The sequence below is a fragment of the Psychrilyobacter sp. genome, assembly GCF_037132775.1.
GTDB lineage: Bacteria > Fusobacteriota > Fusobacteriia > Fusobacteriales > Fusobacteriaceae > Psychrilyobacter.
Window position 1 is genome coordinate 1 of sequence record NZ_JBAHZY010000066.1, and the last position, 10,461, is coordinate 10,461.

Consider the following 10,461-nt stretch of genomic DNA (forward strand, 5'->3'; position numbering starts at 1 on the left):
CGCTGAAAGTACTTAGGGGGCAGCCCCTTGGGAGGATAGGAACTTGCCAAGTCTTTTTTATTTTTTGAAGAAATTCAAAAAATTAAAGGAGTCATCAATTAATTTGGTGGCTCTTTTTTATTATCTAGGAAATTATAATCGACAGATATTGTAAAAAAAACTTATTTTGAGTTTTAGTATCACTATAGCAAGCCTCATAAGGTAATGTCCAATATATTTAATGGACTTTTCATCAGTTTTAAGTGGTTCCCCTTTTAGATTGATAAAAAAGTCTTTTTAGAGTAACGTTTAGAAATGATCTTTTTAGTTTTATTTACAGTTAGATAAATTTTACTGATAGTTTTAAGAACTAAGTGTTTCCAAGAGTTATTGAAGAATTTATGTGCAAAAAAGTCTAAATTTTTCCAAATTTGATTTTTATAAAATCCTCCGAGGGAAAGAATTACGTGAAAAGGTGGATGAATAGAAGAGTCTTGTCCAAAAGTATGAATAGCAATAATTAGTCCATAATGAGTAATTTTGTATTCTTAAACCAATTCTTAAAGAGAGAGTTAATATGGTTAGCAAAAGAGGAGTCCTTGAATTTCATAGATGAAAGAAGGGTAGCTTTGATAAAGTGGAGAAAAGCTTTTAAATTATCAACGGTTAAAATTCGTTTAAGAGTAATATTAGTATTCATAATGATATTATACCAGAAAAACCCTCAAAATGGGGGGAGGGGATTGAAGCTATTTTTTGTTTGATTTATTTATAAAACTTGAAAAAAGTACTAGCTTAGTTTATACTTAAATACAGTGTGAAAAAAAGAAAAAAATTTTTTAAATGACAAAAAAGGATGATTTTAGGATGACAAAGCATAAAAAAATATTGATAGTTATTGTAATTATATCTATTATAGGGATAATTTATACATCGTTGGAAGTAAATAAAAATTTTGGAGTACAAAAATATTTTAACTACGAATTTGTAGATGGAGAGGTTTTGTCTATAAAAGAAGAAACTATAAATCCAGATCCGTTGATTCCTGGAAGGTATGTTGGGAAACAAAAAATAGAGGTTAAGATATTGGAAGGAATGCATAAAGATCAAGTATATAGTGTGATAAATGTGTTAAGCAATAGGCATAACATATTTGCTAAACCAGGGATGAAGGCTATATTCACAATTAGAGAAAAAGATGGGAAAGAGCATGTATGGTTCTATAACTATAAGATGGATCGATATATTTATATATTGATTGGATTATTTTGTTTAACATTACTTATTTTTGGACGTTTAAGTGGAGCTAAATCGATACTATCTCTTTTATTTACAGGAGTAATCATAATATTTGTTCTAATACCTATAATATTTAGAGGGGGGGATCCAATTCCTTGGGCTATATTTTTATGTTCATTAATAACTGTAGTAACTTTTTTGCTCATAAGTGATTTTAACAGGAAAACTTATTCAGCTATATTGGGAACTATTGCAGGGGTAATGATTTCGGGGATTATCTCCTATATTTTTGGGAATTTATCCAAATTAACAGGGATCCACATGGAAAAAGGAGAACAAATTTTGTATCTAGCAGCAGACTATCACGTGAAGATAAACGGTCTCATGTTTACTTCTATATTGATATCATCTTTAGGAGCGATAAATGACGTGGCTATGTCTATCGCATCATCGTGTAATGAACTATGTAAAAGAAATCCGGATATTCATCTGGATGACCTTTTTATGTCCCTGATGGACATAGGGAAAGATATAATGGGTACTATGACCAACACATTGATCTTGGCATTTACTGGGAGTTCATTGAATCTAATGCTGATGATATGGGGATTTCAAATGAACACAAAGCAATTTATAAATATGCCGGTGATAGCAATAGAACTTATTCAAGCATTATCTGGGAGTATAGGAATAGTATTGACAGTTCCTATAACTGCTAGTATTTCAGTATATCTGATAAAGAAAAAAGGCAGGCTATTTTTTAGAAAAGAGAAAAAAATTAAATTATATAATAAACTTTAATAAAAATAGTATAGGAGGAAAAATGAAAAAGTTTTTAACTGTAACACTGATAGTGAGTATTTTTATGGCTTGCAATTCAAACGATGTATCGGTAGAAAAGAAAGAGCCGGTGAAAATGGAAATGACTGAGAGGGTGGTGACCCATGAAGTTATTATAAAAGGTAGGGAAGAGGTAGCAGAACAAACTATCAGAGTGGCGGCAACGTCCGATATACATGGCAGAATTTACCCTTATGACTATGCAATAGATGGTAAAGATGACGATGCAGGTTTAGCAAAGATATCGACTATTATTAATACTTTAAGAACAGAAAATCCAAATATGATATTGATGGATGATGGAGATACAGTTCAAGACAATTCATCAGAATTATTCAATGACCTTGAAGTGCATCCAATGGTGGAAGCTATGAACAGCATAGGTTATGATATTTGGACTTTAGGAAATCATGAATTTAACTTTGAAAAAGAATTTATTGAAAGAAACATTTCAAACTTTAATGGAACTGTACTTTCGGCTAATATTAAAAATAAAAAGGATGGATCGAACTATGTAAATCCATATCAGATTTTTAATGTAAATGGTGCTAGAGTAGCTGTAGTAGGAGTTATACCTCCATATGTACCTATGTGGGAATCTTCTTCTCCTAGTCACTTTAAAGGACTGGAGTTCAATGAAATATTAGAATCGGTACAAGAAACTGTAAAAGAATTAGATGGTCAATACGACATCTTAGTGGGATCTTTCCATTTGGGAAGAGAAGATGAATATGGGGGAGCTGGGATCTATGATCTGGCGAACAAAGTACCTGAATTTGATGTGATATTTGGTGGGCATGAGCATGCTAAATATGTTGAAAATATAAACAATACTCCAATTATAGAACCTGGATTTGCAGGTTGGGCAGTATCTAAAGCAGATATTAGTGTAAAAAAAGCAGATGGAAAATGGATTATTACAGGAATAGAAGTAGAGAATATTCAAACTAAAACAGTTGAAGCGGACAAAAAAATATTGGATGAATTTAAAGATGTAGATGCTCAGTCTAAAGCTGTGGCGAATACAGTAATTGGAGAAGTTACTGAAACGTTTATAGCTAGACCAGATTTTATTACAGGCGAAGACAAGGTAACTACCATGCCTACAGCTCAATTACAGCCAAATTCTGTAATAGATCTAATAAATGATGTGCAATTAAAGTATGCAGGTGCAGATGTATCGTCAGCAGCATTCTTTAAAGCGGAAGCTAACTTAAAAGCTGGAAAATTCCACAATAAAGACGTAGCGAATATCTATAAATATGCAAATACTTTAGTTGGTGTAAATATGACTGGAGAAAATTTACTTAAGTTTATGGAATGGTCTATGTCATATTATAACACGTGGAATGAAGGAGATGTAACTATCTCATTTAATGAAAACGTAAGAGGGTATAACTACGATATGTTTGCAGGTGTAAACTACAAGGTGGATCTGTCTAAAAAAGCAGGAAATAGAGTAGTGAATCCAACAATCAATGGGGAAGTTATTGATCCAGCTAAGACATATAAGGTAGCAGTAAATAACTATAGATTCGGTACATTGACTAAAAATGGCTGGGCTAAACCTGAAGACAAATACTATGATTCTTATGAGGTTATGCAAGATGCAGGAAGAATAAGAGACTTAATTATCAAGTATACCAAGGAAGAAAAAGGTGGAAAATTAGAGCCTATGGTACATAATAATTGGGAAATAATTGGTGTCAAATTAGATTATCCAGAAAGAGATGCTATCTATGAGATGATCAAAGAAGGGAAAATTGTTATCCCTAGATCAGTTGATGGAAGAACACTAAATGTTAAATCTATTAATTTAAAAGATTATGTTGTTTCAAAAGAAATGATTTCATATACAGTGAAATCAGCAGATACTTTAGGAGTTATAGCTAATAAATTTGACCTTAAAATTTCTGAAATCTTAAAAGAAAATAAAAATATAAAAAATGCAGATATAATAATAATTGGGGAAGAGCTAAAAATTCCTGTAAATTAAATTTAAAAGGTACAGAATATATCTGTACCTTTTAAATATAAATAAATAAATAGGGAGGAAAATGATGATGAAAAAATTTGTTAAGATCTTATCGGCAATGATGTTACTTTTAATAGTGGCGTGTGGAAAAACTACAAAAACAGACGGACCTAGTAAAGTAAATGGGGATAAAGTAGATGTAGTGGTAACAGAGAAATTAGTGGTAAATGAAGATGTAGAATTTAAAATAATGCATGTAAATGATATACATGGAAGGGTAGACGCAGGTAAATACGATGGCATGGGGCTTGCTAGAGTAAGTACAATAGTGAAGCAGACTAGAGCAGAAGACCCCAATGTATTGTTCTTAGACGCAGGGGATACAATCCATGGAACTGTATTTGCAGCCTTGACTAAGGGAGCATCAGTTGTAAGAGTTATGAATGAAATGGGTTACGATGCTATGACAACAGGAAATCATGACTATAACTATGGATTAGATAGAATTGAAAAATTACAAAATACAATGAATTTTCCAGTGTTAGTATCAAACCTTACTTATAAAGATACGGGAGAAAAAGTATTTAAGCCGTATACAATCAAAACTTTACCAAATGGTGTAAGAGTAGGGATCTTTGGCTTAGCAACTCCTGAGACGGCATATAAGACGAACCCTACCAATGTAGAAGCTGTTACGTTTGATGACCCTATTGCAGCAGCTAAAGAGTCTGTAGCTGCTTTAGAAGCTGAAGGAGTAAACTATATTGTTGCACTTTCACACCTAGGTGTAGACGAAGATTCAGTTTATACAAGTATCAGAGTAGCTCAAGAAGTAGATGGAATAGATTTGGTTGTAGATGGGCACAGTCATACTGCTTTAGAAGAAGGTATGTGGGTAAAAGATACTCTTATTGTTCAATCTGGATTCTATGATAAGAATCTAGGAGAAGTAACAGTTAAATTAGGTAAAGATGGATCAAAAATTGAGACAGCAAAATTATTTACTAAAAAATATGCAATGGAAAATATCGAAGAAGATCCTGCTGTAAGAGTAATTGTAGACGAAGTAAATACAGAAAATGAAAAGATTACATCTGTGGTTGTTGGAGAGACTCCTGTGCTTTTAGACGGTGAAAGAAATGATGTAAGAGCTGGAGAAACTAATTTAGGAAATATGATCACAGAGGCTATGTTAGCAAAAACAGGAGCTGAAGGTGTAATAACTAATGGTGGTGGAATAAGAGCTTCTATTCAAAAAGGGATAATTACTAGAGGAAATATTATCTCAGTTTTACCATTTGGAAACTATGTGATAGTAAAAGAAATAACTGGTCAAGATTTAAAAAATGCTATTGAAAATGGTGTACAATCTTATCCAGATACCAGAGGAGCATTCCCACATGTAGCGGGATTTTCGTTTAAATTTGATCCGATGAACGAAGTAGGGGATAAAGTGTATGACCTTACATTTAACAATGGAGAAAAATTAGACCTTACTAAAACTTATAAAATAGCTACAAACGACTTTATGGCTGTAGGTGGGGACAAGTATACCTCTTTAAAAAGAAAGAAGACAGTGAATGAATATGAGAGTATTGAAGAGATATTAGGAGAGTACATTAAAGCTAATGGGATCACTCATACAACTATAGATGGAAGAGTGTTTGCGGGAAAAGAAAAAATAGCTACAAATATGGATAAAAAAGTATCAAATGATTCGGTATATACAGTAAAATCAGGGGATACTTTGAGAATGATTTCTAAAAAAATAGGAATAGATATGGATGCAATTCTAAAAGAAAACAAAAATATTACAAATCCAGATATGATTTTTGTAGGAGAAAAAATAACTTTACCAAAGGCAAACTAAACCTTTAAAAGAGGCCACTATGTGGCTTCTTTTTTTAGAATTTTAATTTTTTTTAGGGAAATTAAAAAAAGTATGAAAAAGTGTTGACTCTTCATCTTTATTATGATATTATTATTCTTGTCGTGAGAGAATGATAATAACGGAGCATAGCGCAGCCCGGTAGCGCACCTGCCTTGGGAGCAGGGGGTCATAGGTTCGAATCCTATTGTTCCGACCATTTCAATGGAATATACCAAGATATGCGGGAATAGCTCAGTTGGTAGAGCGTCAGCCTTCCAAGCTGAATGTCGCCAGTTCGAACCTGGTTTCCCGCTCCAAAATGTGGTGGTTGTAGTTCAGTTGGTAGAGCGCCAGTTTGTGGTACTGGTTGTCGCGGGTTCGAGTCCCGTCAGCCACCCCAATATTTTAAAAACTTTATATTTATGCGCCACTAGCTCAGCTGGTAGAGCACTCGACTTTTAATCGAGTTGTCACAGGTTCAAACCCTGTGTGGCGCACCATCTATATGCGGGGGTGGCGGAATTGGCAGACGCGCTAGACTTAGGATCTAGTGTCTTCGACGTGGGGGTTCAAGTCCCCCTCTCCGCACCATATTAAAGTTTTAAACTCTAGAATTTATTCTAGAGTTTTTTTAGTTAAAAAAGGTGTCTTTTATTATAAAATTAAAATCTTATCTAGGAGATGAAAAAATGCGGAATATAAAACTGATTTATCAATATGATGGAAGTGATTTTTTTGGATTTCAAAGACAACCAGACAGACGAACTGTACAGGGTGAACTTGAAAAAGGTTTATATAAGATAATAAGAGAAAAAATAAATTTAATAAGTTCGGGAAGGACTGACAGGGGAGTTCACGCAGTTAAACAAATTTCTAATTTTACTACCGACTCGAAAATTCCAACAGATAGATTGGTTTCTGCTCTCGATAACATTACTCCTAAAGATATTAAAATTTTAAAGGTAGAAGAAGTAGATATGGAATTTCATTCTAGATTTTTAGCTAAAACTAGAGCCTATGAATTTATATTAACTCCTAAAAGAAGTATATTTGAAACTAGATACCTAACCGAGGTCAAAGAGAATATAGATGTAGACAAACTTTATGATATAATGAAGGTATTTTTAGGCAAACATAATTTTGATGGATTTAGGATGACAGATTGTGGTGGGAATAACCCTATAAGGGAAATTTTTGATATAAGGTGTTATGAGAAAGACAATCATAAGATAGGGATCTACATAAAAGGAAATGCTTTTCTAAAGACGCAGATTAGAATAATGGTAGGGAGTTCCCTAGCTGTATATTTCAATGAGAAACCCTGTGATTATCTATTAAAAAAATTAGAAAACCCTGACTCTAAAAGTGAAAAAATAGTTATAGATGGAGCAGGATTGTATCTGTGTGAGATAAACTATTAGTTATTGGCTGTTTTAGGGGGATAAAAAATGAAATTTTTAGAGATAAAATCAAAGGATAAAAAATATATAGATCAGATTATAGAGATAGAAAAAGAGGCCTTTGGACTTAGCGGAGGAGTGGATGAATGGATTTTGAAACCAATTATTCGCTATGGAAAGGTATTTGTACTGGTTATAGATGATGAAGTAATAGGAATAGCTGAATATATAAGAGGCTTTGACGGTGACGTAGTATTTCTATATGGCTTTTCTATAAAGAAAGAATATAGAAAATGTGGCTATGGTGAAAAACTTCTGGAAGAATCTATAAAAATATTTAGAGAAAACAAAATAAAAAAAATAGGTCTGACAGTTTCTTTAAAGAATAAAAGTGCTATAGAATTATATAAAAAAATGGGATTTAAGATGGAAGAGATGCTGAAGGAAGAATATGGGAAGGGTATAGACAGGATTTACTTCGGGAGAAAAATGTAACAAAAAATCATTTAGTTGACAAAACAACAAAAGTATAATAAAATTATTTATGAAACCATTACAATATGCCAATCAAAAAGGAGGTAAAAATGAAGTTAAACATAGAAAAAATAAGCTCATATTTAAAAAATCGTGACATAAGACCATCTTATCAAAGAATGAAAATTTTTGAATACTTAATAGTAAATAAAAATCATCCGACAATAGATATGATGTATAAGAGTCTTGCTCCAGAAATACCAACTTTATCTAAAACTACAGTATACAATACATTAAATTTGTTCGTAGAAAAGAAGATTGCTATAGTAATTTTAGTGGAAGAGAACGAAACTAGATATGATGCTGATACAAGCATACATGGGCATTTTAAATGTGAAGAATGTGGAGAGGTTAGTGATCTTAATATAGGAATGGATAAGATAAAAATTCCTGAACTTGATAATTTTCAAATAAATGAGCATCACCTTTATTTTAAAGGTGTGTGTGATGAGTGTTTAAAGAAAAAAAATAATATTTATAGAACGATAAAAAAAGGAAAAAAATGTGTAAGCCAGTATAAAGAAAAGTGCTTTATAAAAAATTAGATTGATTTTAAGAAATATAATTCTATTAAAATTATATTTAGTTTGAATTTTGGGAGGGGAAAAAATGGCAATGAACAAAAGAATGTTAGAAACTTTAAACGAGCAAATTAATAAGGAGATGTATTCTGCAAATCTATATCTATCGATGAACGCTTATCTTACTTCTAAAAATTTACCGGGATTTGCTAACTATATGAGGGTACAATACCAAGAGGAAATGTCCCATGCACTAAAACTTTTTGATTATTTATTGGAGAGGGGTGAAAGGGCTATATTAGCTGAAATAGCAGCTGTAAAAGTGGAGTGGAAAGATCCCATAGATGTATTTGGAGATACCTATAAACATGAAAAATTTATAACTGAATCCATCAATGGAGTTTTAGGCGTAGCCCATGAAGTAAAAGATTATGCGACTATAAATATGCTTCAATGGTATATAAATGAACAGGTAGAAGAGGAAGCTAACGTATCATCTGTACTGGAACAGTTAAAGATGGTAGAGGGCAAAGGAACGGGCTTATTTATGTTGGACAGAGAGATGCAGAACAGAGTTTTTGTAGATTCTACACAAGAAAAGGTTTGAGTTAGTTTGTTTTAATCTTTATATATTATCAATTCTATATGTGGTTATAAGCCGTAACGGGAGGTATTTATGACAATTAAAGGTACTGAAACAGAAAAAAATTTACTGAAGTCTTTTGCTGGGGAATCACAAGCCATGAACAGGTATAAGACGTATGCTAAACAAGCTAAAAAAGAAGGGTATGAACAGATTGCAGCAATCTTTTTAGAAACAGCAGATAATGAAGTGCAGCATGCCAAAAGATATTTTGGATTCTTAGAGGGAGGGAATGTAGAAATTACAGCTATCTACCCAACTAATCAAGTAGGGACTATAGAGGAGAATTTAAAAAATGCAGCAGCTGGAGAAAATGAGGAATGGACAGAATTATACCCTCATTTTGGAGATGTCGCAGAAGAGGAAGGGTTTCCTGAAATTGCAGCAGCATATAGAAATATATCAACTGTTGAGAAGGAACATGAGGCTAGATATTTAAAACTATTAGCCAATTTAGAAGATAATAGCGTGTTTAAAAAGAAAAGTGTAGTTAGATGGAAATGTAGAAATTGTGGATTTGTGCATGAAGGAGCAAAAGCTTTAGAATTGTGTCCAACGTGTCTTCACCCACAAAGTTATTTTGAAATTAAAAATAATAATTATTAGGAAAATTTTTAATTATAGAGTAATCATTATTAATGAGAAACTTAAAATTTTAAACTAGGAGGAAAATATATGGATAAATGGTTGTGTGTAGTGTGTGGTTATGTATATGATCCAGAAGCTGGAGATCCAGATTCTGGGGTAGCACCAGGAACAAAGTGGGAAGATGTACCGGAGGATTGGATTTGTCCGCTATGTGCAGTGGGAAAAGATCAGTTTGAAAAAATGTAATTAAAAAAATGCCTGTAAATTTGCAGGCATTTTCTAGTTTCAAATGCAGGAATGAAGGGTAGACATAAAATAACTTTTTATAGCGTTTTAAATTCGTAGATAATGTTTTGTATATAAACAGTATATTTTGAATTCGTATTGTGTATAAAAATAGAATTTTTTATTATAAAACGTTCGTAAAGAGTTGACTTTTGGATTTTTTTTTAGTATAATTATATTAGTTCAAGAGTGACTTTGAACATTCATGTAGAGCTTATGCCCCCTTTTTAAGACTATATGTGTCAATTGAATTATTGATGAAAAAAGCTTACATCTAGTAAGTTTTTTTTATTTTTAATTTACCTACTGCCCTACTCTCAAATTTTGAAGTAGGGCTTTTTTGTGATAAACTAAAAAAGCATGAGGAGAAAATAAGATGAGGTTTGATTACTGGTTTGCTATGAAAGAGTATAAAAAAGTGGAGAAATACCTAAAAAAAAATAACTATAGATTATAATGGTCGTATAAATTCATACAAAGAGTGTTTAACCTTAAGCAAAAAAATAGGGTATAATTTAAGAAAACAATATGGGGGATTTTGATTATGAATACACGAAAAACTTACTCTTCTAAGTTTAAATTTAAGA

At 32.2% G+C, this 10,461-nt stretch carries 8 protein-coding genes, 5 tRNA genes and 1 pseudogene; all 14 read left to right on the forward strand.

The window, feature by feature from the left end; all coding sequences use genetic code 11:
* Positions 1-846 precede the first annotated feature (846 nt).
* The 14 genes and pseudogenes from V5784_RS04360 to V5784_RS04425 all read left to right on the forward strand — a co-directional run bounded on the left by V5784_RS04360 (position 847) and on the right by V5784_RS04425 (position 9,835).
* The gene (locus V5784_RS04360; RefSeq protein ID WP_336887835.1) at positions 847-2,019 is read left to right on the forward strand and encodes a YibE/F family protein; all 1,173 of its coding nucleotides are present in this window, start codon (positions 847-849) and stop codon (positions 2,017-2,019) included.
* 22 nt (positions 2,020-2,041) lie between these two features.
* Positions 2,042-4,054 carry a 5'-nucleotidase C-terminal domain-containing protein gene (locus tag V5784_RS04365; RefSeq protein ID WP_336887836.1) on the forward strand — a complete coding sequence of 671 codons (2,013 nt, stop codon included), beginning with the start codon at positions 2,042-2,044 and terminating at the stop codon, positions 4,052-4,054.
* A gap of 67 nt (positions 4,055-4,121) precedes the next feature.
* The gene (locus V5784_RS04370; RefSeq protein ID WP_336887837.1) at positions 4,122-5,903 is read left to right on the forward strand and encodes a 5'-nucleotidase C-terminal domain-containing protein; all 1,782 of its coding nucleotides are present in this window, start codon (positions 4,122-4,124) and stop codon (positions 5,901-5,903) included.
* 140 nt (positions 5,904-6,043) lie between these two features.
* A tRNA-Pro gene (locus V5784_RS04375) sits at positions 6,044-6,120 on the forward strand.
* A 24-nt stretch (positions 6,121-6,144) separates the two neighbouring features.
* A tRNA-Gly gene (locus tag V5784_RS04380) sits at positions 6,145-6,220 on the forward strand.
* 7 nt (positions 6,221-6,227) lie between these two features.
* Positions 6,228-6,303: transfer RNA gene (locus V5784_RS04385), tRNA-His, on the forward strand.
* Positions 6,304-6,327: 24 nt separating this feature from the next.
* A tRNA-Lys gene (locus V5784_RS04390) sits at positions 6,328-6,403 on the forward strand.
* A gap of 7 nt (positions 6,404-6,410) precedes the next feature.
* A tRNA-Leu gene (locus tag V5784_RS04395) sits at positions 6,411-6,494 on the forward strand.
* A 98-nt stretch (positions 6,495-6,592) separates the two neighbouring features.
* Positions 6,593-7,324, forward strand: coding sequence for a tRNA pseudouridine(38-40) synthase TruA (gene truA, locus V5784_RS04400; protein WP_336887838.1), 732 nt, complete (start codon positions 6,593-6,595; stop codon positions 7,322-7,324).
* A 27-nt stretch (positions 7,325-7,351) separates the two neighbouring features.
* Positions 7,352-7,798: a GNAT family N-acetyltransferase gene (locus tag V5784_RS04405; RefSeq protein ID WP_336887839.1), complete on the forward strand. Its 447-nt coding sequence runs from the start codon at positions 7,352-7,354 to the stop codon at positions 7,796-7,798.
* Positions 7,799-7,887: 89 nt separating this feature from the next.
* Positions 7,888-8,307: pseudogene (locus V5784_RS04410) on the forward strand (Fur family transcriptional regulator); the annotation flags it as partial.
* Positions 8,308-8,446: 139 nt separating this feature from the next.
* Positions 8,447-8,965 (forward strand): ferritin, encoded by a 519-nt coding sequence (locus V5784_RS04415; protein WP_336887840.1) that lies wholly within the window; start codon positions 8,447-8,449, stop codon positions 8,963-8,965.
* 69 nt (positions 8,966-9,034) lie between these two features.
* Positions 9,035-9,607 (forward strand): rubrerythrin, encoded by a 573-nt coding sequence (locus V5784_RS04420; protein WP_336887841.1) that lies wholly within the window; start codon positions 9,035-9,037, stop codon positions 9,605-9,607.
* Between the two features lie 69 nt (positions 9,608-9,676).
* A complete protein-coding gene (locus tag V5784_RS04425) occupies positions 9,677-9,835 on the forward strand; it encodes a rubredoxin (RefSeq protein WP_336887842.1) in 159 nt (52 codons plus the stop codon).
* The last annotated feature ends 626 nt before the right edge of the window (positions 9,836-10,461 follow it).

What these genes read in the sequence shown, in the direction of transcription:
- V5784_RS04420 (WP_336887841.1), top strand. Translation starts at nt 9,035, where the DNA reads ATGACAATTAAAGGTACTGAAACAGAAAAAAATTTACTGAAGTCTTTT.
- V5784_RS04405 (WP_336887839.1), top strand. Translation starts at nt 7,352, where the DNA reads ATGAAATTTTTAGAGATAAAATCAAAGGATAAAAAATATATAGATCAG.
- truA (WP_336887838.1), top strand. Translation starts at nt 6,593, where the DNA reads ATGCGGAATATAAAACTGATTTATCAATATGATGGAAGTGATTTTTTT.
- V5784_RS04370 (WP_336887837.1), top strand. Translation starts at nt 4,122, where the DNA reads ATGAAAAAATTTGTTAAGATCTTATCGGCAATGATGTTACTTTTAATA.
- V5784_RS04365 (WP_336887836.1), top strand. Translation starts at nt 2,042, where the DNA reads ATGAAAAAGTTTTTAACTGTAACACTGATAGTGAGTATTTTTATGGCT.
- V5784_RS04425 (WP_336887842.1), top strand. Translation starts at nt 9,677, where the DNA reads ATGGATAAATGGTTGTGTGTAGTGTGTGGTTATGTATATGATCCAGAA.
- V5784_RS04415 (WP_336887840.1), top strand. Translation starts at nt 8,447, where the DNA reads ATGGCAATGAACAAAAGAATGTTAGAAACTTTAAACGAGCAAATTAAT.
- V5784_RS04360 (WP_336887835.1), top strand. Translation starts at nt 847, where the DNA reads ATGACAAAGCATAAAAAAATATTGATAGTTATTGTAATTATATCTATT.